Annotated in this window: 16 protein-coding genes, 1 other RNA gene and 1 pseudogene; 3 read left to right on the top strand and 15 right to left on the bottom strand. The window is 71.5% G+C overall.

The window, feature by feature from the left end:
• Position 1: 1 nt before the first annotated feature.
• From ACIQAC_RS23965 to ACIQAC_RS23940, 6 genes are all read right to left on the bottom strand, one after another.
• On the bottom strand, positions 2-283 hold the full coding sequence (locus tag ACIQAC_RS23965) for an HU family DNA-binding protein (RefSeq protein ID WP_004000874.1): 282 nt from the start codon (positions 281-283) through the stop codon (positions 2-4).
• A gap of 383 nt (positions 284-666) precedes the next feature.
• On the bottom strand, positions 667-2,085 hold the full coding sequence (locus ACIQAC_RS23960) for an NAD-dependent malic enzyme (RefSeq protein ID WP_402194017.1): 1,419 nt from the start codon (positions 2,083-2,085) through the stop codon (positions 667-669).
• Positions 2,086-2,469: 384 nt separating this feature from the next.
• Complete coding sequence (locus ACIQAC_RS23955; RefSeq protein WP_402194015.1) at positions 2,470-4,905, bottom strand: HelD family protein; 2,436 nt, start codon at positions 4,903-4,905, stop codon at positions 2,470-2,472.
• A 162-nt stretch (positions 4,906-5,067) separates the two neighbouring features.
• Positions 5,068-5,838, bottom strand: coding sequence for an anti-sigma factor family protein (locus tag ACIQAC_RS23950; protein WP_402194014.1), 771 nt, complete (start codon positions 5,836-5,838; stop codon positions 5,068-5,070).
• A gap of 50 nt (positions 5,839-5,888) precedes the next feature.
• The gene (locus ACIQAC_RS23945; RefSeq protein ID WP_010039908.1) at positions 5,889-6,410 is read right to left on the bottom strand and encodes a sigma-70 family RNA polymerase sigma factor; all 522 of its coding nucleotides are present in this window, start codon (positions 6,408-6,410) and stop codon (positions 5,889-5,891) included.
• Positions 6,411-6,730: 320 nt separating this feature from the next.
• On the bottom strand, positions 6,731-7,336 hold the full coding sequence (locus ACIQAC_RS23940; RefSeq protein ID WP_402194012.1) for a CGNR zinc finger domain-containing protein: 606 nt from the start codon (positions 7,334-7,336) through the stop codon (positions 6,731-6,733).
• Positions 7,337-7,498: 162 nt separating this feature from the next.
• Here ACIQAC_RS23940 and ACIQAC_RS23935 point away from each other — a divergent pair, with 162 nt between their 5' ends.
• Complete coding sequence (locus ACIQAC_RS23935) at positions 7,499-8,068, top strand: DUF1772 domain-containing protein (protein ID WP_402194011.1); 570 nt, start codon at positions 7,499-7,501, stop codon at positions 8,066-8,068.
• Between the two features lie 104 nt (positions 8,069-8,172).
• Here ACIQAC_RS23935 and ACIQAC_RS23930 read toward each other — a convergent pair whose 3' ends face one another.
• The 6 genes from ACIQAC_RS23930 to ACIQAC_RS23905 form a co-directional block, all read right to left on the bottom strand.
• A complete protein-coding gene (locus ACIQAC_RS23930) occupies positions 8,173-9,327 on the bottom strand; it encodes a uroporphyrinogen-III synthase (protein ID WP_402194462.1) in 1,155 nt (384 codons plus the stop codon).
• Positions 9,328-9,451: 124 nt separating this feature from the next.
• Positions 9,452-10,834: a nitrate/nitrite transporter gene (locus ACIQAC_RS23925; protein ID WP_402194010.1), complete on the bottom strand. Its 1,383-nt coding sequence runs from the start codon at positions 10,832-10,834 to the stop codon at positions 9,452-9,454.
• A gap of 269 nt (positions 10,835-11,103) precedes the next feature.
• Positions 11,104-12,327, bottom strand: a complete 1,224-nt coding sequence (locus ACIQAC_RS23920; protein ID WP_402194008.1) for an acyltransferase — start codon at positions 12,325-12,327, stop codon at positions 11,104-11,106.
• 40 nt (positions 12,328-12,367) lie between these two features.
• Entirely contained in the window at positions 12,368-14,548 is a 2,181-nt protein-coding gene (locus ACIQAC_RS23915; protein WP_402194006.1) for a glycosyltransferase, read from the bottom strand.
• Positions 14,548-15,411 carry a hypothetical protein gene (locus ACIQAC_RS23910; protein WP_402194004.1) on the bottom strand — a complete coding sequence of 288 codons (864 nt, stop codon included), beginning with the start codon at positions 15,409-15,411 and terminating at the stop codon, positions 14,548-14,550. Before ACIQAC_RS23910 ends, ACIQAC_RS23915 begins: the two co-directional genes overlap by 1 nt.
• A 497-nt stretch (positions 15,412-15,908) precedes the next feature.
• Complete coding sequence (locus ACIQAC_RS23905; protein WP_402194003.1) at positions 15,909-16,874, bottom strand: LysR family transcriptional regulator; 966 nt, start codon at positions 16,872-16,874, stop codon at positions 15,909-15,911.
• Between the two features lie 95 nt (positions 16,875-16,969).
• Here ACIQAC_RS23905 and ACIQAC_RS23900 point away from each other — a divergent pair, with 95 nt between their 5' ends.
• Together ACIQAC_RS23900 and ACIQAC_RS23895 are read left to right on the top strand one after the other, a co-directional pair.
• Positions 16,970-18,301 carry an MFS transporter gene (locus ACIQAC_RS23900; RefSeq protein ID WP_402194002.1) on the top strand — a complete coding sequence of 444 codons (1,332 nt, stop codon included), beginning with the start codon at positions 16,970-16,972 and terminating at the stop codon, positions 18,299-18,301.
• An 86-nt stretch (positions 18,302-18,387) separates the two neighbouring features.
• Positions 18,388-18,989 (top strand): annotated as a pseudogene (locus ACIQAC_RS23895) (hypothetical protein); the annotation flags it as partial.
• Positions 18,990-19,012: 23 nt separating this feature from the next.
• Here the strand turns inward: ACIQAC_RS23895 and ssrA are convergent.
• The 3 genes from ssrA to ACIQAC_RS23880 form a co-directional block, all read right to left on the bottom strand.
• Positions 19,013-19,381: a transfer-messenger RNA gene (ssrA, locus tag ACIQAC_RS23890) on the bottom strand.
• Between the two features lie 94 nt (positions 19,382-19,475).
• A complete protein-coding gene (smpB, locus tag ACIQAC_RS23885; protein WP_402194460.1) occupies positions 19,476-20,015 on the bottom strand; it encodes an SsrA-binding protein SmpB in 540 nt (179 codons plus the stop codon).
• Positions 20,016-20,073: 58 nt separating this feature from the next.
• Positions 20,074-21,243 carry a S41 family peptidase gene (locus ACIQAC_RS23880; protein ID WP_402194001.1) on the bottom strand — a complete coding sequence of 390 codons (1,170 nt, stop codon included), beginning with the start codon at positions 21,241-21,243 and terminating at the stop codon, positions 20,074-20,076.
• Positions 21,244-21,307: the final 64 nt, after the last annotated feature.

Here is a 21,307-nt window from a genome sequence, read left to right as displayed (position 1 = left end):
CTTACTTGCCCTTGGCCGCTTCCTTCAGCTTCGAGCCCGCCGAGACCTTCACGCTGTAGCCGGCCGGGATCTGGATCGGGTCACCGGTCTGCGGGTTGCGCGCGGTGCGAGCGGCACGGTGGGTGCGCTCGAAGGTCAGGAAGCCGGGGATGGTGACCTTCTCGTCGCCCTTGGAGACGATGTCGCCCACGACCTCGGCGAACGCGGCCAGCACGGCGTCGGCGTCCTTGCGGGTCACCTCTGCGCGGTCGGCCAGCGCGGCCACCAGCTCACTGCGGTTCATGTTGTTACTCCCGTGTTCATCTTGCTGTTGAGGCGTGCCACGCGGCGGAGCCGCATATTGGGCACAGCTGAGCCGATGCTGTCAGGGCCCTCGGGCGGTCCCCGGACCCGGGCCCGTCGTCAGACGCTCGCGCCCAGGGACGCATCCTGCCCCTACCTGCGGCGGGAATGCCAATCCGGCACCCGCGCGCGTCGTGAGAACACCCGTGGGAGTCACACGAAAAGAGGGCCTGAGCCTGGCGACACCCTAGAGGGCTGTCGACGTCCGCCGGTTCCGCGACGCGCCGACGCGGGGGCTGTCGTGGCGATGCTCACAACCCGGGCACACCTTGGCACCCGGCCCGTCGTCGCACCGCCCCGCAGCCCCCACTGCGCACCGCCAGCCTACGACGGCGTCCCGGTGACCGCCTTCGCGGCCTCCCGCACCGCACCGGCCACCGCGCCCGCCACCTTGTCGTTGAAGACGCTGGGCACGATGTAGTTCGGGTTGAGCTCGTCCTCGGTGACGACGTCCGCGAGGGCCGTGGCGGCCGCGAGCATCATGTCCGTGTTCACCGTGCGGGACTGGGCGTCGAGCAGGCCGCGGAAGACACCCGGGAAGACCAGCACGTTGTTGATCTGGTTCGGGAAGTCGGAGCGGCCGGTGGCCACGACGGCGGCGGTCTGCCGGGCGATCGCCGGGTCGACCTCGGGGTCCGGGTTCGCGAGCGCGAACACGATCGCGTCGTCCGCCATGGCGGCCACGTCGTCCCCGTCCAGCACGTTCGGCGCGGAGACGCCGACGAAGACGTCCGCGCCGCGAACGGCCTCCTTGAGGGTGCCGGTGAGGTTCTCGGGGTTGGTGTTGTCGGCGATCCAGCGCAGCGGCGAGTCGGCGGCGGCGTCGACGAGGTCCTTGCGGCCGGAGTGCACCACACCCTGGATGTCGGCGACGACGGCGTTCTTCACACCGGCGGCGATCAGCAGCTTCAGGATGGCCGTACCGGCGGCGCCGGCCCCGGACATGACGACCCGTACGTTCGCGATGTCCTTGCCGACGACGCGCAGCGCGTTGGTGAGGGCCGCGAGGACGACGATGGCGGTGCCGTGCTGGTCGTCGTGGAAGACCGGGATGTCGAGGGCCTCGCGCAGCCGGGCCTCGATCTCGAAGCAGCGGGGCGCCGAGATGTCCTCCAGGTTGATGCCCGCGAAGCCGGGGGCGATCGCCTTGACGATCTCGACGATCGCGTCGGTGTCCTGGGTGTCCAGGCACAGCGGCCAGGCGTCGATGCCGGCGAACCGCTTGAACAGGGCGGCCTTGCCCTCCATGACCGGCAGCGCGGCCTTGGGGCCGATGTTGCCGAGGCCCAGCACGGCGGAGCCGTCGGTCACGACCGCAACGGAGTTGCGCTTGATGGTGAGCCTGCGGGCGTCCTCGGGGTTCTCCGCGATCGCCATGCAGACACGGGCCACACCCGGCGTGTAGATCATCGAGAGATCGTCACGGTTGCGGATGGGGTGCTTGGACTGCATCTCGATCTTGCCGCCGAGGTGCATGAGGAACGTACGGTCCGAGACCTTGCCCAGTGTGACGCCCTCGATGCCGCGCAGCTGCTGCACGATCTGGTCGGCGTGCTCGGTGGAGGTGGCCGCGATGGTCACGTCGATACGGAGCTTCTCGTGACCGGACGCGGTGACGTCGAGGCCGGTCACCGAGCCACCGGAGGACTCCACGGCGCTGGTGAGCTGCGAGACGGCCGTTCCGCTCGCGGGCACCTCCAGCCGGATGGTCATCGAGTAGGAGACGCTGGGCGCCGTTGCCATGGCCGACTTCCTCTGCTTTCACGGTGTCGCCGATTTCTGCCGTCCGATCGTCGCACCTACCGCCGGGTACGTGGTAGCCGCCCCGGGTTGCGCTCATTGAGTTCACGGACGGGCGCAGCACCCGGATGACTTTCGGAAAACTTCTTCCACCATACGAGATTCGATCAGCCGGTGGAGAGGGGCCCAACGAAAGAGGTCCACGTCACATCCGTGACGTGGACCTCTCACCGTTCAGTGACACCGACCCGCCATGCTCGCCTCGCGGCAAGTGGTCGCTCGTAGCGACGAAGGTTGGGCCCGGGGGCTTGGATCGGGCCGGTGCCACGTCAAGGCTAACAAACCGATCCCGTACGGCCATTCCCGTACCGGAAGTTCATTTCCGCGTCAGTCGCGGAGCAGGTCCGGCACCCCCTGGGCATTGGGCTCGTCGCGGTCCGCGGAGACCACCGTGAGCTGCTGCGTGGCGCGGGTCAGGGCGACGTAGAGCACCCGCAGGCCGGCCGGGGACTCGTCCGCGATCTCTGCCGGGGAGACGACCACCGTGGCGTCGTACTCCAGGCCCTTGGCCTCCAGGCTGCCGAGGGCCACCACACGGTCGCCGAGCCCGGCGAGCCAGCGGCGGGCCTCCTCGCGGCGGTTCATCGCCACGACGACACCGACCGTGCCGTCCACCTGGTCCAGGAGGCGCTGGGACTCCTCGCGGACCGTCCGGGCAAGGGACTCCCGTACGGCGGTGAAGCGCGGCTCGACGCCGGTGGAGCGGACCGCCCGGGGAGACTCGGCGCCGGGCATGGCGAGGGCCAGGACCTTGGCGGCGAGTTCGGCGATCTCGGCCGGGTTGCGGTAGTTGACCGTGAGCTGGAAGCGGCGCCCGCGCGAGGAGCGGCTCGTGGCGCTGTCCCGGCCCGCGTAGGACGGGCGGGTGCCGAGGGCCTCGTCGCGGGCCTCGGCGGCCTCGTCCGGGTCGGACCAGGAGGACTGGGCGGGGTCGCCGACGACCGTCCAGCTGGCGTGCCGGCCGCGGCGGCCGACCATGCGCCACTGCATCGGCGTGACGTCCTGGGCCTCGTCCACGATGACGTGCGCGTACTCGGTGCGCTCCTGGGCGAGCCGCTCGGCGCGCTCGCGCTGGGTCTCCTCGCGCACCGGCATCAGCTCGTCCAGGCCGGTGAGGTGGTCCAGCGGGTCCAGGTCACGCTTGCGGCGCGGGCGGGCCGGGGTGCCTAGGATCGCCTGGAGCTCGTCGAGCAGGGCGATGTCGTGCACGGAGAGCCCGTCGCGGCCGAGTGAACGGGCGACCTTGCGGACCTCGCCCGGGTTGAGGATCCGGCGCGCCCAGCGGCCCAGGCGCCGCTCGTCGGCCATCGCGGCCAGCACGTCCTTCGGCGTGAGCTCGGGCCACCAGGCATCCAGGAACGCGATGAAGTCGTCCTCGGTGGTGAGGTCCTCGTCGAAGGAGGAGCGCAGTTCGGCGGCGAGTTCCGGGTCGGTGTGCCGGCCGCCCGCGCCGGACTGGTCCCACAGGGCGTCCAGGAGCAGCTTGCGGGCGCGCGGGCGCAGCAGGTTGACCGGCGCGGTGCCGCCGAGGGCGGACTGGCGGATCCGGTCGAGCGCGGCCGCCTCCAGTTCGAGCCGGCGCCCGAAGGCGACGACCCGCAGCCTGGTCGGCGGGGCGGACGGCCCGCGTACGGCCCTCTCGTCGTACCCGTTGCCCCCGTCGTACCCGTTGTCCCCGTCGTCTCCGAAGGAGAGCTGGCCGGTGGCGGCCGGAGCGGCCCCGGAGCCCAGTTCCAGCGCGCCGCGCGCGGCCTTCCGCAGCACCTTCAGCATCCGGTAGGAGCCCTTGGCGCGGGCGACCGCCGGGGAGTCGTAGAGCGTGGCCTCGACGCCGTCCACGAGTGAGCCGATGGCGCGGATCGCGACCTGGCCCTCCTCGCCGAGCGACGGGAGCACACCCTCGGTGTACGCGACGAGCAGCGGGGTCGGCGAGACGATCAGGATGCCGCCCGCGTACCGCCGCCGGTCCTGGTAGAGCAGATAGGCCGCGCGGTGCAGGGCCACGGCGGTCTTGCCGGTGCCGGGGCCGCCCTCGACGTAGGTCACGGACGAGGCGGGGGCCCGGATCACCAGGTCCTGCTCGGCCTGGATGGAGGCGACGATGTCGCGCATGGTGTGGCCGCGGGCCTGGCCGAGCGCGGCCATCAGGGCGCCGTCGCCGATGACGGCCAGCGTCTCGCCGTCCAGGGAGGCGGTGAGCTCGGGGCGCATCAGGTCGTCCTCGACACCGAGCACCCGGCGGCCCTTGGAGCGGATCACCCGGCGCCGTACGACCCGCCCCGGGTCGACCGGGGTGGAGCGGTAGAACGGGGCCGCGGCGGGCGCCCGCCAGTCGATGACGAGCGGCGAGTAGTCCTGGTCGAGGACGCCGATCCGGCCGATGTGCAGCGTCTCGGCGATGTCGGCCGTGTTGTCCTCGCGGACCGCGCCCTCGGCGGGCTCGACGGCCGTGTAGGCACCGTCGGGACCCTTCTTGCCGTCCTTGCCGGGCAGCAGGTCGATACGGCCGAACAGGAAGTCCTCGAACTCGTTGTTCAGCCGGTTGAGATGGACGCCGGCCCTGAAGACCTGGGCGTCCCGCTCGGCGAGCGCGCCGGGCGTGCCGACCTGGCCCCGCTGGGCCGCGTCGTGCATGAGGAACTCGGCCTCGTGGATCTTCTCCTCAAGGCGTCGGTACACCTGATCGAGGTGCACCTGTTCGACACCGATCTCTCGGTCTCGCAAGGAGTCGAGCGCCGTTTCCTCTGGAGCCTGAGCGGCCACCGGGCCCCCTTCTGACGTGCTGGGCAGCCGTCCACCGTACGCGAAGGGAGCCGGGAAAGGCTACGGCCCGCCCGGAGCTGATCGCACCGGACAGGCCTTTGACACCCGCTTCACTCGTCAGGGCCTGTCCGCCGTCACACCGGACAGGCCCCGCCGCAAGCGTCAGACGTCGATCTCCACCAGCTTCTTGCCGTCGAGCGTCATGACCTCGAAGTGGTCGATCTCGCCCGGCTTGAAGGCGGCGCCGCTCTGGATGTACAGCGGGTTTCTCGCCTGCTGGGTCTCGGCGCCGTCGATGCCGTAACCCCACTCCGGGACGGACCAGGTGCTCATCGACTCGCGCTCGCCGTTCTTGCCGACGGCGATCAGGGAGCACTTGAGCGGGCCCTTGACGTTCTTGAGCTCCAGGACACCGTCGGTGCCCCAGGCCTTCTCCGACATCGCGACGGTGCCGGTGACCTTGCTGCTCGGGTCGGTCGCGGTCGCACGGTCGGGCATCTTCTCGAACGCCGACTTGGCGGGGCTCGCGGCCGTCACCTGGTTGTTGGGGGTGGAACCGCCGCCGTCGCCGTTGGTCGCCACGGCCACGAACGGGCCGCCCACGATCAGGGCCGCGGCCGCCGCCACCATGTAGAAGGACCGGCGCCGTTTCTGCGCGCGGCGCTCGGCGATCTCGTCGACCAGCTTCTCCGCGAGGCGCGGCGAGGGTTTGGCGGACAGCGACTCGCCGATCGCGGGTGTCCCGGTGCCGGGCAGGTCCGCCAGCGCGGCCAGCATCGGCTCCATCCCGGCCAGCTCGTCGAGCTGCTGGGCGCACCACTCGCAGCCGGCGAGGTGGATCTCGAAGGCGCTCGCCTCGGCGTCGTCGAGGATCCCGAGGGCGTAGGCGCCGACGGTCTCGTGCTCATTCGGGCCCGCTGTTCCCTGCTGCATGGAAGCAGGCATACCCGGACCCCCCGATCCGTATCCCCCGTATGTGTTCATCACGCCGTCACCCCCCGCTCCTCCAGCGCCAGCTTCATCGAACGCAGGGCGTAGAACACCCTGGAGCGCACCGTGCCGCTGGGTATGCCCAGGGTCTCGGCAGCCTCGTTGACCGTACGCCCCTTGAAATACGTCTCGACCAGCACCTCGCGGTGGGCAGGGGTCAGGTCGTCGAGCGCATCGGACAGCGTCATCAGCCACAGCGCCTTGTCGATCTCGTCCTCCGCGGGGATGACCTCCAGCGGCGACGGATCGACCTCCTGCGGCCGGGCCTGCCGGCTGCGGTGGCCGTCGATGACGATGCGGCGCGCGACCGTCACCAGCCAGGGGCGTACCGATCCGGTCGCTCGGTTGAGCTGACCGGCGTTCTTCCAGGCACGGATGAGCGTCTCCTGCACCACGTCCTCGGCGCGCTGCCGGTCCCCCGCGACCAGGCGCAGGACATATGCGAGCAACGGACCCGCGTGCTCTCGGTACAGCGCACGCATCAGCTCCTCATCCGGTTCCGAGGGCTGGGACATGCGATGTCGGGCCCTCGTTCCACGTTCATTGGCCACGGCCGCATCCTTGCGCACGCCCACCTCCGGTGTCCGGGGGTTCCCCCGAGTCGGTCGCTCGACACCGGGTACGGACCCCAAGGGCCGGATGTTCAAAGTGGGGTGACAGTTTTCCGCGTGGTGACGTGACGAGGGGGGACATGGGGGCACATTCCCACCGCGTGATCTTCACATTTCCGCCACGTCTTCAAGATCGCGTCGGCTGCCCGTGAACGGCCGGGCGGAAACCCGGTGTTGCCGAAATCACTTCCCAACTCGTTCCACAGAAGCCGCATAAGAGACACTCAGGCTTGTGACAGCGCCATGCGCCGACGGTGCCGGGCGACCCGTTCGCGGTTTCCGCAGACCTCGCTGGAGCACCAGCGGCGCCGGCGCCCGCGGGACGTGTCGAGATAGACGACGGGACAGTTGTCGCCCGCGCACTGCCGCAGCCCCGCCCGCGCGACGGGGTCGGTGAGCAGCTCCACGGCGTCCCGGGCGAGGGCCGCGAGCAGCGCGGCACACTCCGGCGGACCGCCCAGTTCCCGTACGAGGCCCCCGTCTTCGGCGCGTACGGCGCGCGGTGCCGGGGGCGCGGCGGCGCCGGCCAGGGTGTTGACGCGGGTGAGGGAGGCGGCGAGCGCCAGGGGCGCGCGGACCTCGGGTGCCAGGTCGGCGCGGATCAACCGGCCGATGTGGGTGCGCAGTTCACGGAAGGCCTCCGGCCAGGAGGTGTCGGCGTGGGCCAGCGAGGTGCCGGGCGGGACGAGTGAGGAGCCGGCGATCCAGGCGGACAGCTCCGCGACGGAGCCGAGCCGCTCCGCGGGGTGTGTGGTCGCCAGCAGATCGAGGCAGATCCGTCCCGCGTCGAACCTCGGCTCGTGCGGGGCCGTGGCCGTACCCAGTGCCATGTTCCTGTCACCACCTGGGGTGAACGAGCGTGGGGAACCGTCACTCCTACAGTGCCTGCCCGCTCCGGCCGCCGGAAGCCCTCGTACCGCCTGGACGTCCGCTTATGCGCCGGAGCCTCTCGGCCATGTGCCGGGCCGGGGGTGCGGGCCTTCACTGGAGGTATGGAAACGAACCCGAACCGGATCACCGGCGCGGTTCTCGGGGCGGCCACCGTCACCGTGGGCCTGATCGCCGGCACCTTCTTCATCTTCGCCGTCACCGTGATGCCGGCCCTGGCCCACAGCGACGACGACGTCTACGTCCAGGTCATGTCGGACATCGACGACGCGATCTACAACCCGCTGTTCCTCGGCGCCTTCATGGCCGCGCTGCTGCTGACGGCGGTCGCGGCCTGGCGGCTGCGGGGCCGGCCAGGACCGCGCGCCTGGATGTGGGCGGCCCTGGTGGCGTACGGCCTGACCTTCCTGATCACGATGGGCATCAACGTGCCCCTGAACGAGGACCTCGTCTCCTCGACCGACCCGGTGGCCGCGCGCGCGGACTTCGAGGACCCGTGGGTGTTGTGGAACGGGATCCGCGCGGCCACGTCGGCGCTGGCGCTGGCCTTCCTGGCGTGGGGTTCGCTGCTGTACGGACGGGAGCGGCGGGCGGCGGCGCGGGAGACGGCACCGATGAGTTCGACGACGGCGCCGGGGCCGGTGGGGTGGGGGCGGCCGGATCCGCGGGGCTGATCGCTCTCGTGAGACGGGCGAGGAGACGTGGGGCCGGCCTCAAGGCGGGCCCCACACGTACGCGCGCGTGCGGCCTGCGTACGGGGCAGAGATCCGCGTACGGGTCAGAGATCCGCGTACTTCGTGTCGGCCGACGGGTCCAGGGCCAGCCGGTAGCCGCGTTTGACGACGGTCTGGATCAGCTTCGGGGCGCCCAGGGCGGTACGGAGGCGGGCCATGGCGGTCTCGACGGCGTGTTCGTCGCGGCCGGCGCCGGGCAGGGCCCGCAGCAGCTCCGCGCGGGCGACGACCCAGCCGGGGCGCCGGGACAGGGCCCGCAGCAGGGACATACCGGCGGGCGGTACGGGTTTGAGGTCGCCGTCGACCAGGACCGCGTGCCCGCGGATCTCGACCCGGCGCCCGGCGATCGGCAGCACCCGGGCCCGGCCCGGCAGCTCCCGGCAGAGCAGCTGGACGAGCGGGCCGAGACGGAACCGTTCGGGCTGGACGGTGTCCACACCACGGGCCTGGAGCGGCAGCGCGGTGACCGGGCCGACGCAGGCCGGCAGGACGTCGTGGTGGAACGCGGTGAGCAGTTCCGGCAGCAGGCCGCGTTCCTCCGCGCGGGAGAGCAGGGACGCGGCGGCGGGCGCGCTGGTGAAGGTGACCGCGTCGACGCCGCGCGAGACGGCGGCGTCCAGCAGCCGGTCGACGGGCGCGATGTCCTCCGGGGGCATCCACCGGTACACGGGCACCCCGACGACCTCCGCCCCGGCCACCCGGAGCGACTCGACGAAGCCGGGCAGGGGCTCGCCGTGCAGCTGGACGGCGACCCGGCGGCCGTCGACGCCCTCGTCGAGCAGCCGGTCGAGGACCTCGGCCATGGACTCGCTGGACGGCGACCAGTCCTCGGTCAGCCCGGCGGCCCGGATCGCGCCCTTGACCTTGGGCCCGCGGGCCAGCAGTTCGATACCGCGCAGCCGGTCGAGCAGGGCCTCGCCGAGCCCCCAGCCGTCGGCGGCCTCGATCCAGCCGCGGAAGCCGATGGCGGTGGTGGCGACCACCACGTCCGGCACGCGCGCGATGAGGTCCTTGGTCGCGGCGAGCAGCTCACCGTCGTCGGCGAGTTGCACGATGCGCAGGGCGGGCGCGTGCAGCACGGCCGCCCCGCGGCGCTGGAGCAGCGTGCCGAGCTCGTCGGCACGCCGGGCGGCCGTGACGCCCACGGTGAACCCGGCCAACGGCCCGTGGTCCGGTGGTCCCTGCTGTGCGTCGTGCATGGCGTACATGGCTCTCGTTCCCGCGCTTGGGTCGTCGTACCGCTGGATGCCGTACTCGCATGCCGACCGAGCCTGTCAACGGCGCGTGACAGGCTCGGTTCGGTGTGATGTCACCGGTGTTACGTCACACCTCGGCGTAGCTGAGCTGCGTCTTCGTCTCCGTGGTCGCCGGGCCCGCCGTCCGCGCGGCCGGGCGGCGAAGGTATACGGCCCAGGTGACGGCGAAGCAGAGGCCGTAGAAGACGAGGAACGCGACGAAGGCGCCGGTGCCGGATCCGGCGGTCTGGAAGGACTGCCGGAAGGCGAGGTTGATACCGAGTCCGCCGAGGGCGCCGACCGCGCCGATGAGCCCCATGGAGGCCCCGGACAGACGCCGCCCGTACGCGGCCGCGGCCTCGCCGGTGAGCCCCTGGGCGAGCGCCTTGTTCTGGAAGATGCCGGGGATCATCTTGTACGTCGACCCGTTGCCGAGGCCGCTGAGCACGAACAGGGCGATGAAGGCGACGCTGAAGACGGCGAGGGACTCGCGCATGCTGCCGACGATGATGACAGCGGTGGCGGCGGCCATGCCGACGTAGTTCCACAGCGTGATCCGGGCGCCGCCGTACTTGTCGGCGAGGGCGCCGCCCAGCGGACGGATGAGGGAGCCGAGCAGCGGACCGATGAAGGTGACGTAGGCGGCCTGGAGCGGCGTACGCCCGAACTGTGTCTGGAGCACCAGCCCGAAGGCGAAGCTGTACCCGATGAAGGACCCGAAGGTCCCGATGTAGAGGAAGGCCATGATCCAGGTGTGGCGTTCGCGCACGGCGTCCTTGGCGGCCCCTGTGTCGTTCTTGAGGGACGCGATGTTGTCCATGTAGAGCGCGGCGAGTACGGCGGCGACGACGATCAGCGGGATGTAGATCCCGAGCAGCACCCGCGGACCGCCACTGGCCCCGATGACGGCGAGCCCGACAAGCTGCATCACCGGAACGCCGATGTTCCCGCCCCCGGCGTTGAGCCCGAGAGCCCACCCTTTCTTCCTGAGCGGGAAGAAGGCGTTGATGTTCGTCATCGAGGAGGCGAAGTTGCCACCGCCGATACCGGCGAGCATCGCGCACACGAGGAAGGTGCCGTACGAGGTCCCGGGCTCCATGACGGCGAACGCGACGACCGTCGGGATGAGCAGCAGGCTCGCCGACACGATGGTCCAGTTCCGCCCGCCGAAGATCGCGACGGCGAAGGTGTAGGGCACGCGCACGACGGCGCCGACGAGGGTGGCCATGGACACGAGGAAGAACTTGTCGGCGGGGGTGAGGCCGTACTCGGGGCCCATGAACAGCACCAGCACCGACCACACGGTCCAGATCGAGAACCCGATGTGCTCGGAGAGCACGGAGAAGACGAGGTTCCGCCGGGCGACCTTCTCCCCGGTCTCCCGCCAGAACGTCTCGTCCTCGGGATCCCACCGCTGAATCCACCGACCGCCCCTGCTCGGGGGTACGGGGGCCGTACTCGGGGCTGTCATGACGCCTCCACGATGCTCCGGGACTCGGGCTCCGCTACGTGCGGACAAGTCCCGAAGGTAGGGAGCCCTCGTTTCACCCCTGTGCCCACGAGTGACTGCCAAGGAACGTTGGTCTCACGGGGGGTGGGGGCGGGGTGAGAGGTCGGCGCCGTCAGGTGCCGGGCGCGAGGGGGTTGCCGTGGCCCGGGGGCCGGCCGCCGTCCGGCAGGTCCTGCGGGCCGCCGCCCTGCCGGACGCCTGCGTACTCGTAACCGATCCACACGGGCGGCTCACAGCCTCCGCCGATGGCCCTTTCCGCTTCTCGTTCGCCGGCCGTCCGGCCATAGTTCCGGGCGGCGTTTTGCCGCCAGGTCCTCTGCCCAGCCGAAGGTGATGATGCAGGTGCCTATTAGGAGCCAGGTGATCGCCAGGACCGGCCAGGGGCTTTCCAGGAGCCAGGTGTAGTGCTGCCACATGACGTCGAATTCCCAGAGGCGGTCCCACTGGGTCGCGGCGACGAGGATGCAGATGTTGTGCCAGAGGTAGATCGTCACCGCGCGGGAGTTGAGCAGGGTGATCGGGCGGGCGAAGCGGCGCAGGCGGGCGGGCCACTCCGACCAGGACGGGCTGAAGTGGAGCAGCAGCAGGACCGTGCCGAAGGACCACAGGGCCTGGGCCGGCGGCATCGCGTCGAGGTCGTTGCCCTCGGAGAAGTTGTGGGTCACGGCGTACCAGAGGCCCATGCCCGCGACGACGGGGGCCACGGACGGGACGACGTAGCGGGGCAGGCGTTTGAGGATGCCCTCCTGGTGGGCCATGCCGAGGATCCAGCAGGCGCCGAAGGTGCTGAAGTCGGTCAGGGCCGAGGGAACCCGCTCGCCGGGCAGGGTGATCCAGGCCTGGTCGAGGCCGAACGACAGGGCGAGCGGCGCCAGGATCGTGACCAGCGGCATCGCGCGCAGGGCCTTGAGCAGGAACGGCGACAGCAGCACGTACCAGAGGTAGGCGCGGATGTACCAGAGCGGGCCCGCGAAGTCCGCCGCCCAGTTCTCGCCGACGACACCGTGGACGCCGGGCAGCCCCTCCGCGTACGGCGGGTCGCTGAGCGGGAGGACCCAGTAGAGGAGGTGTTGCCACCACCAGCCGGGGTGGCCCTCGGCGTCCGGGCCCCAGCCCTGCGCGACCATCCCCGCGATGCCGACGACGGCCAGCACCCACAGCGGTGGCAGCAGCCGGCGGACCCGGCCCCGGATGACCTGCACCGGCGGGCGCTTCAGGGAGCGGGCCATGAGATTGCCGGCGAGGGCGAACATCACGCCCATGGACGGGAACACCAGCGGCAGCCAGGCCCAGCCCGTCAGGTGGTAGAGGACCACCCGGAAGAGGGCGAGGGCGCGGAGCAGGTCGAAGTAGCGGTCCCGGGACGGGGGCTTGGGTATCGGTGCCGGTGCGCTGGACGGGGCCGGCGGCGCGGCCAGCGGCCCGGCGCTGCCTAGGTGCTTCTCGTCGTACATGAAGGGTGGTCCCTGTGGTCGGAGTGGGGCGGCGGCGCGGTCAGCCGACCGGGCGTCGGTCGGCGGGGCGCGGCACCGCGGAGCCCCCGCCGGGGAGCCCCACCGCGCCGGTGCGCCGCAGTTTCTGCCAGCGCAGCCGGCCGCCGGTCAGGGCCGTGATCCAGGACTGGAGCAGGACGACGTACATGAGCTGGCGGTAGAGGATCTGCTGGAGCGGCAGGGAGATCAGGTGCGTCATCCGCTCGCGGTCCAGCCGGAACGCGTACGCCGCGCAGACCGCCTGGATCGCCAGGACGCCCAGCCAGGCCAGGATCGTCTTCTGGGTGGGGCCGAAGACCAGCCCGTAGAGCAGGAACACGTCGATCAGGGGTGCGAGGAGCGGTGCGACCACCATGAACAGGGAGACGAACGGCAGTCCCACCCGGCCGAAGCGGCCCGAGGGGCCCTTCTCGACGACCGCGCGGCGGTGCTTCCAGATCGCCTGCATCGTGCCGTACGACCACCGGTAGCGCTGCGACCACAGCTGCTGCACCGACTCCGGGGCCTCGGTCCACGCGCGGGCGTTCTCCGCGTAGACCACCCGCCAGCCCCTGCGGTGCAGGGCCATCGTGATGTCGGTGTCCTCGGCGAGCGTGTCGTCGCTCATGCCGCCGACCTGTTCGAGCGCGGAGCGGCGGAAGGCGCCGACGGCACCGGGGATGGTGGGCATGCAGCCCAGGACGTCGTACATACGGCGGTCCAGGTTGAAGCCCATCACGTACTCGATGTGCTGCCAGGCGCCGATCAGGGAGTCACGGTTGCCGACCTTCGCGTTGCCGGCCACCGCGCCCACGCGCGGGTCGCCGAACGGCTGGACCAGCTCGCGGACCGTCGCCGGTTCGAACACGGTGTCGCCGTCCATCATCACGATCAGGTCGTGACTGGCGTTGGCGATCCCGCGGTTGAGGGCGGCGGGCTTGCCCCCGTTGAGCTGGCGCACCACACGGACGCCGGGCAGCCGCAGGTCCTCGACGATGCGGGCGGTGCCGTCGTTCGAGCCGTCGTCGACGACGATCACCTCGATCGGATGGTCGCTCGCCACCAGCGAACGGACCGTCTGCTCGATGCACTTCGCCTCGTTGTACGCGGGCACGAGGACGGAGACCGGTTCCGTGACGGTCGGCCCCCAGCGGAAGTCGCGGCGCCGGACCCGGCGCGCGTGCAGCGCGGACAGGATCAGCATCAGCCCGAACCGGGCGAAGACCAGGACGCCGATCACCGCGAGCCCCACGACGAGCACGTCCGTCGTCCGCTCCGACGCCTGCACCAGCAGGATCCAGGCGTCGCCCTTCAGCGCCTCGACACCGGCGACCGGGGTGTGCGCGCTGGGCGCGTTCAGCGCCTTGGTGAGGGTGTCGAAGCGGTAGCCCTTGTCCTGGAGCCGGTCGATGTACCGGTCCAGCGCCGCCACCGTCTGCGAACGGTCGCCGCCGGAGTCGTGCATCAGTACGACGGCGCCCTCGCCCTTCTCCGGCATCGCCCGCCGGATGATCTCCTCGACGCCCGGCCGCTTCCAGTCCTCGCTGTCGGTGTCGTTGACGACGGTGATGTAGCCCTTGCTGCCGATGTACTCGGTGACCGGCCACGACTCGTTGTCCATGGCGTACGCGAACGACGAGTACGGCGGCCGGAACAGCGAGGTGCGGATACCGGCCGCGCCCGCGAGCGCGAGCTGGTTCTGGGACAGCTCCCAGTCGATGCGCTCCCTGGACTGGAGGGAGAGGTCGGGGTGGTTGAAGGTGTGCAGGCCGATCTCGTGGCCCTCGTCGACGATCCGCTGGACCAGCTTCGGGTAGCGGGAGGCCATGGTGCCGGTGATGAAGAAGACGGCGTGCGCGTTGTGTTCCTTGAGGACGTCCAGGACCTTCGGGGTCCACTTGGGGTCCGGGCCGTCGTCGAAGGTCAGGACCAGTTCCCTGTCCGGGACGTCGAGACTCGTACGGCGGCCGTCGCGGGTGTCGATCACGGGCCCGCCCTTGAGGACGTCCCGCGGCACCTCGCTCTTCGATATCGGTTCCTGGACCCGGTGGTCGGCCAGGATCTCGCTGTGCACATAGCCGCGCAGCATCAGCATCGCCATCAGGGCGACGAGGACGAACGTGGGCAACAGCAGGCGCATGGGCAGGCGGCGGCGCCGGAGGCCGGCGGGTGCGGATCCCCGGCGGCGGGTGCGGGATGCCATCAGAGGACGTACTCCGGATACGGGGAGAGAGCGGAGGGCCGCGCGGCGGGCGCGGCGGTGCCGGCGGCAGCGGCGGAGGCGGGCAGGGCGACGGCCGATGTGCCGGTGCCGGTGCCGGACGCGGCGTTGACCGAGGACCGGTTGATCGACGGTCCGTTGGCCGTTGTGTCGGATCCCGTGCCCGTACCCGTGCCGCCGGACGCGGCGCCGCCTTCACTCGTGGTGGGGTCGGGGGACGTGGTGACCGTCTCGGTGGGGTCCGGGTCGGGGTCGGGCGAGTTGGTGACCGGGACCGACGGGTCGGGGTCCGCGTCGGTCGGGCCGGTGCCCGGCTTGGTCGCGTCGCCCGTCTTCGTCGGACCGGGGTCGGCGGAGGTGCCCGGCGCGGCGGAGGTGGCGACGTCGTCGGGGGTGGCGAGGCCGGCTCCGGACGACGGAAGGGGGCCGTCGGTCGCCGTTGGTGTGCTGCCCGGTGCGGTGGCGCCGGGGTCGGTGGGCTCGGCCGACCGCTCGGGCACCGGTGAGGTGTCGACCTGTCCGGCCGGCTGTCCCTCCTGCTGCCCGGGTACGGGCAGCCAGGGCGCGTTGGAGTTGCCCGACATCAGGGTGCCGACGATGACGACGGCGTAGACCGCGCAGGCCACCGCCACGGCGATCCCGATCCGCCGGAACCGGCGACTGCGCCGCCCGGTCTCGTCGACGAACACCGGCCCGTCCGAACCCTCGTGCCCACCGCGCGGTACGGCCCGCACCGCCGCGGCGGCGCCGAGCTGGACCGCGTCCAGCTGGACGGTCACCTCGTGCGGATCGTGGGAGTGCTCGGCGTACCCGGTGCCGCCGGGCGGGCCGGGCTGGCGCGGCACCGCGCCGATGAGCGGTCCGCCGCCGCCGATCTCGTCCCGGTCCCGGTCCTGGTCCTGCCAGGGGTCGCGGAGCGAGGTGGTGGGAGAGGCGGAATCGCGGGACGGCTTCTCGGCGACCGGGGGCCGGTCCGAAGCGGATCCAGCGGATCCAGCGGATCCAGCGGTCCCTGAAGTCCCGTAAGTCCCGGAAGAACTCCCCGCCCCCACCCCGCGATTGGCGCGAAATGGATCAAAGGCCTGGACCCTCTTGTCCGCGGACGTTCGCCCCGTGGTAGGTATCTCAGCCGTCGCGGCCGCGGCCTCGGGCCACTCCGGTTGGGCGTCTTCTCGCCAATTGTTCACGTGCGCACTTCCCCCCACGGGACTGTTCAGGAAGCGCTCAGGACGCCGAGCACCAGTCGACCGAACCAGGCCCCCACCCGGTTCGAGCGCCCCCTTACCACACCGTGCTCGGGCCACGAATGTAGCGCACGCGCGGGATTCGTGTTGGCCGTGTGTCATTCGTGGACAGTCATCGCCTCGATGTCGATGGCTGGAATCCACGCATCGACGGGCCGCCGGAGCCATCCCTCCCGACCGCTAATTTCGGCCACAGCCTGTCGGAGCGTAGTCAACGCGGGATGGACCAGTCCCTTTCGCCAGACCAGTGAGACGGGCGACAGAGGTACGGGATCAACGAGCAGCCGGTGCACGGTCCCGGGCATGGCCGGAAACTCCTTTACGGCGAGGATCGGGTTGCCCGTCTTCGCCGTCATCCGCTGGAACTCCTCCTCGCCGATCGCCAGCGGGAAGGGTGAGGCGACCTCGATCCCGCGTCCCGCGAACAGGCGACGGGCGAGGTCGGTCCACTCCGGCGTCCGCGGATTCCCGTCGCCCGCGTAGACCGTCTCGCCCTCCAGGGCGGCGAGGGGCACCTGTTCCAGCGCGGCCAGCCGGTGGTTCTCGGGGAGGATCACGGCCATCGGCTCGTAGCGGACGGGCTGGTGGTCGAGGGCGGACCGCAGCGCCGGTTCGAGTCCGGCGTACCGCCCGAACGACGCGTCCAGCCGCCCGGCGAGCAGCTCCGCCGCCGCGCCGGTCAGCCCGCTCTCGTAGCGGGCCATCAGCTCGTGGTCGGGCGCGAGCTCACGGGCCCGGTGCAGTACGCGGCGGGCGGTGCCGAGTCCGGGTGAGTTGACGTCGACCAGCAGCGGCCGGGCCGGGCCGAACGCCGCGAGCAGTTCGTCGTGCGCCCGCAGCACCCGCCGCGCGTACGGCAGCAGCCGCTCGGCGTCGCCGGTGGGTGTGACGTGCCGGGTGGTCCGTACGAACAACTCGGCGCCGAGTTCCCGCTCCAGCCGCCGTACGTCCCTGCTGAGCGCCTGCTGCGAGACGTACAGCCGGGCCGCGGCGCGGGTGAAGTGGAGCTCCTCGGCCACGGCGACGAAGCCGCGCAGGAGACGGGGGTCCAGGTCGGCGGGCATCCGGCGAAGCTACCGCAGGATTCACAACGGGGGTGCGTGAATGGGCGGGGAGAAGGTGTTGGACCCGGTGATCGGGCGGGGACGACGGTGGGGGCATGCCGCAGCCCCCGTACGACCGCGTCCGCCCTGCCGCGCCGCCACTCCTGACGGTCACCGCCGACACGCTGGTCGCCGCCGACTTCCGCCCGCGCGGACGTCGGCCCGAACGCCCGCCGGGCCCGTACCGGCGTCTGTTCGCCCGTCCCGGCACGCGCGCGTTCAGTGCCGGGAATCTGCTCGCGCGGCTGCCGATGGGGATGTTCAGCGTGAGCGCGGTCGTGATGATCGCCGGGGCGCGTGGGTCGTACGCGCTCGCCGGGGCCGTCACCGCGACCGGGCTCGGCGCGACGGCCGTCGTCGCGCCCTGGATCGCCCGGCTCGTCGACCGCCACGGACAGGCGCGGGTCGCGGTACCGGCCACGCTGTGCGCGGTGCTCGGCAGTCTGTCCCTGGTGTTCTGTGTGCGGTACGGGGCTCCCGCGTGGACGTTGTTCGCGTCGTACGCCGCCACCGCGACGACGCCGAACATCGGCGTTATGGCCCGCGCGCGTTGGGCCCGTCTCCTCAAGGGCGACGCCGAGGCGCTGCACACCGCGAACTCCTTCGAACAGTCCGCGGACGAGCTGAGTTTTATGCTCGGGCCGGTGCTGGCGGCGTTCCTGTGTGGGGCGTTCTTTCCGGAGGCGGGGACGCTGGTGGGGGTGATCCTGCTGGTGAGCGGGGTGCTGCTGTTCGCGGCGCAGCGCTCGACCGAGCCGCCGCCGGGGCGGGTGACGTCGTCGGGGTCGCCGCTGCGCGCGCCGGGTATGCGGCCTCTGCTGGTGGTGTGCCTCGCGATGGGTGCCGTGTTCGGGTCGATGGAGGTCGTCACGGTCGCGTTCGCGGACGCGGTGGGGCATCCCGCGGCGGCGGGGGTGGTGCTGGGGCTCCAGGCGGGCGGGTCGTTCTTGGCGGGGCTGGCCTTTGGCGCGGTGCGGTTGGCGGGGGCGGTGGAGCGGCGGTATCCGTGGTGCGTCGGGGCGATGGCCTTGCTGCTGGTGCTGCCGCTGGTTGCCGCGTCCGCGACGGGGTCGTTGGTGGTGGTGGCGGGGGCGTTGCTGGTGGCGGGGATGGCGATCGCGCCGACGATGATCACGGGGATGACGTTGGTTCAGGCGCGGGCGCCGGAGGGGCGGCTCAATGAGTCGATGACGCTTGCGGTGACCGGTCTGCTGGGGGGTATCGCCTGCGGGGCGGCGGCCGGGGGGTGGGTCTCGGAACACGTGTCTCCGACGGGGGGTTATGTCCTGCCGGTCGGGGCGGCGGGGGTGGCGCTGATGCTGGCGCTGACGCCGGGGGTTCGGGCGCGCCCCGGTGAAGGCTGTTCGCGCAGTTCCCCGCGCCCCTGAAAAACCCGCTACCGCGGGCAGGAGACCGGGTGCGGCCCGGCGGGGGCTGATCGCGCAGTTCCCCGCGCCCCTGAAAACCCGCTACCGCGGTCACGGGCGGCGGTGGCCTGGAGTCCGCCAGGCACCACCGGCTGGCCGCGGTGGCCGCCGCGGAGGAGCTCGGCGACCCCGAACTCACCGCCCGGGTCATCGGCGTCTACGACGTCCCCGCGATCTGGCCCCGCTCCGACGACCCCGTACAGGCCAGGCGGCTGGTCGACGCCGCCGAGCGCACCCTGCGCGCCCTGCCCGCCGACGGACACGCCGTGGCCCGCTGCCGGCTGCTGGCCACCATCGCCGTGGAGTCCCGCGGCACCCTGCCGACCGTGGATCCGGCGGCGGACTGGGGACCGTACGAGACCTGGGTCCGTCCTCTGCTGCTGGTCCACGAGGGGCGTCACCAGGAGGCCCGGGACGCGCTGCGCGGCCTGGCTCCCCGCCGCGCGATCTGCTCTTCGAGGCGCTGTGGTGTCTGGTCGCCCGCGCGGCGACGGCCGTGCACGAGCCCGCCGTCATGGCACGCGCCCGTGTCCAACTGGCCCCGGCCGCGACGGAACTCGCGGGTGCCGGCAGTGGTCTGCTCACGCTCGGGCCGGTCGCGGACCATCTGCGGGCGCTGGAGACAGAGCAAGGGCCCGGTGGTCTGTGACCACCGGGCCCTCAACATGGAGATTGTGGAGATGGCGGGAATCGAACCCGCGTCCAACGGTGCGGAATCAGGGCTTCTCCGTGTGCAGTTCGCTGTGATTTTCTCGGCCCCGGCGATCACGCGAACAAGTCGCCGACGGGCCCAGTCACTGTTAGATTTCCCTCTTCACCCCGTGACCGGGATCAAGGTTTAGTTCCCTAGCTGATGCCAGGATCCGGGTCGGGAACACCCCCGGGCTGACACTTCGCAAGTCGCTACTTAGGCAGCGAGGGCGAAGGAATCGCGCTTGGTATTGGCGATTATTTTTTGCGACATATGGTTTACGAGATCATTGCCGCTTCCTCGACACGCTTCCCCTGCTTCGACAGCCGCTGTCGAAACCGATCATCCCCATGTTGTTTTTTCAATGAGCACACCGGAGGTTCGTCCGGTGTTGGTTCCATCGTACGCGACCAACGTGTGGCGGTGCCACTGTATTCCCGCCCGTCAGGCGCCCCGCTCCCGGCGCTTCGCCGCCGAGATCGCCCGGTCCGACTCCCGGCGGTCCTGCTTCTCCCGCAGGGTCTGGCGCTTGTCGTACTCCTTCTTGCCGCGCGCGAGCGCGATCTCGGCCTTCGCCCGGCCGTCCCTGAAGTACAGCACCAGGGGCACGATCGTGTGACCCGTCTCCTGGGACTTGGCCGCCAGCTTCTCGATCTCCTCGCGGTGCAGGAGCAGCTTGCGCTTGCGGCGCGCGGAGTGGTTGGTCCAACTGCCCTGGTGGTACTCCGGGATGTGGGCGTTGTACAGCCACGCCTCCCCCTGGTCGATCTGGACGAAGCCGTCGGTCAGGGACGTCCGGCCCTCGCGCAGCGACTTGACCTCGGTGCCGAAGAGCACCAGACCGGCCTCATAGGTGTCGATGATGGCGTAGTCGTGCCGGGCCTTCTTGTTCTGGGCGACGATCTTGCGCTTGCCGCCCTTCTCGCCGTCCCTGGACTTCGCGGCGGCGCCCTGCTTGGGCTGGGACTCCTTGGGTACGTACATTCCCTTGCTCATAGTGCATCCATTTTCGCACTGCGGACCGGGTGCGTGGAAAGCCGATTTACGACTGGCCGAGACCGGTGAGAACCGTCTCCGCGCGGTCCAGGGCGTGCTCGTCCGCCTCCAGGTCGGGCGTGATGCCCCGGCCGTCGACACCGCGGCCGGCCGGCGTGCGGTAGTGCCCGACGGTGAGCTCGGCCACGGAGCCGTCGGGCAGCTCGGTCGGCATCTGCACGGACCCCTTGCCGAAGGTGCGCGAGCCCACGACGACCGCGCGGCCGCGGTCCTGGAGGGCCCCGGTGACCAGCTCGGCGGCGCTCATCGTGCCGCCGTCGACGAGCGCGACCAGGGGCCTGGTGGTGTCGCCGCCGCTCTCCGCGTGCAGGGCCTGCTGCTCGCCGTCGACGTCGTAGGTGGCGACCAGGCCGCCGTCCAGGAAGGCGGAGGCGGCGGTGACGGCCTCGGTGACCAGCCCGCCGGAGTTGCCGCGCAGGTCGAGCACGATCCCGGAGTCCGCCGGTACCGCCTCCACGGCCTCGCGCACGGCCTTGCCGGAGCCCTTGGTGAACGCGGCGATCCTGATGACGGTGACCCCGTCGGCCAGCTCGCCGACGGTCACGGAGTCGGTGGTGAGGCGGGCGCGGCGCAGTTCCGTGTCCCACGCGCGCGTGCCGCGTTCCAGACCGAGGCGGACCGTGCTGCCGGCGTCCGCGTCCGTGGCGTCGCCGCGCAGTAAGGAGACCACTTCGGTGACCGGCCGGCCCTCGACCTTCGCGCCGTCGACCCGCACCAGCCGGTCGCCCGCGCGGATCCCGGCCGACGCGGCGGGCGAGCCGGTACGGACCTCGGTCACCTCGATACGGCCGTCGCGTTCGCGCCGCGCGGAGAGGCCCACGCCGGTGTACTCGCCGTCCAGGGACTCCTCGAACTCCTCGAACTCGCCCTCGGTGTAGACGGCGTCCCAGCGGTTGCCACTGCGGCTGACCGCCCGTTCGGCGGCCTCCACCGGGGACTTGCCCTCGGCCATGGCCTTGGCGGCGGCCTCGGCGATCTCGCTGTGCCGGCCGGCCGGGGCGGCGGCGCGGGTGGAGCCGGGCGACGGCTCGCGCTGCTCGCCGCCGGGGAGTGTGCCGGTCGCGGCACCGGCCACGAGCACACTCGCGAAGACCAATGTCAGGGCGGCCCCGCGGCGCATGCGGCGGGGCTGACAGAACAGGTCACGACCTGACATGGCGGTGAGTCTAGGACAACGCGAAGGGCCGTACGGCCGGTTGACCGTACGGCCCTCAGGGCGT

The sequence above is a fragment of the Streptomyces sp. NPDC088387 genome (assembly GCF_044753385.1).
Lineage (GTDB): Bacteria > Actinomycetota > Actinomycetes > Streptomycetales > Streptomycetaceae > Streptomyces.
The sequence above is the reverse complement of the archived record's forward strand: the minus strand, read 5'-3'. Positions and strand labels throughout refer to the sequence as shown.

Excerpts from the sequence above, each read along its gene's own strand:
- ACIQAC_RS23900 (WP_402194002.1), top strand. The coding sequence starts at position 16,970 with ATGCCGCAGCCCCCGTACGACCGCGTCCGCCCTGCCGCGCCGCCACTC.
- ACIQAC_RS23960 (WP_402194017.1), bottom strand. The coding sequence starts at position 2,085 with ATGGCAACGGCGCCCAGCGTCTCCTACTCGATGACCATCCGGCTGGAG.
- ACIQAC_RS23950 (WP_402194014.1), bottom strand. The coding sequence starts at position 5,838 with ATGCAGCAGGGAACAGCGGGCCCGAATGAGCACGAGACCGTCGGCGCC.
- ACIQAC_RS23965 (WP_004000874.1), bottom strand. The coding sequence starts at position 283 with ATGAACCGCAGTGAGCTGGTGGCCGCGCTGGCCGACCGCGCAGAGGTG.
- ACIQAC_RS23945 (WP_010039908.1), bottom strand. The coding sequence starts at position 6,410 with ATGTCCCAGCCCTCGGAACCGGATGAGGAGCTGATGCGTGCGCTGTAC.
- ACIQAC_RS23930 (WP_402194462.1), bottom strand. The coding sequence starts at position 9,327 with ATGCACGACGCACAGCAGGGACCACCGGACCACGGGCCGTTGGCCGGG.
- ACIQAC_RS23905 (WP_402194003.1), bottom strand. The coding sequence starts at position 16,874 with ATGCCCGCCGACCTGGACCCCCGTCTCCTGCGCGGCTTCGTCGCCGTG.
- smpB (WP_402194460.1), bottom strand. The coding sequence starts at position 20,015 with ATGTACGTACCCAAGGAGTCCCAGCCCAAGCAGGGCGCCGCCGCGAAG.
- ACIQAC_RS23925 (WP_402194010.1), bottom strand. The coding sequence starts at position 10,834 with ATGACAGCCCCGAGTACGGCCCCCGTACCCCCGAGCAGGGGCGGTCGG.
- ACIQAC_RS23940 (WP_402194012.1), bottom strand. The coding sequence starts at position 7,336 with ATGGCACTGGGTACGGCCACGGCCCCGCACGAGCCGAGGTTCGACGCG.
- ACIQAC_RS23920 (WP_402194008.1), bottom strand. The coding sequence starts at position 12,327 with ATGTACGACGAGAAGCACCTAGGCAGCGCCGGGCCGCTGGCCGCGCCG.
- ACIQAC_RS23935 (WP_402194011.1), top strand. The coding sequence starts at position 7,499 with ATGGAAACGAACCCGAACCGGATCACCGGCGCGGTTCTCGGGGCGGCC.
- ACIQAC_RS23880 (WP_402194001.1), bottom strand. The coding sequence starts at position 21,243 with ATGTCAGGTCGTGACCTGTTCTGTCAGCCCCGCCGCATGCGCCGCGGG.
- ACIQAC_RS23915 (WP_402194006.1), bottom strand. The coding sequence starts at position 14,548 with ATGGCATCCCGCACCCGCCGCCGGGGATCCGCACCCGCCGGCCTCCGG.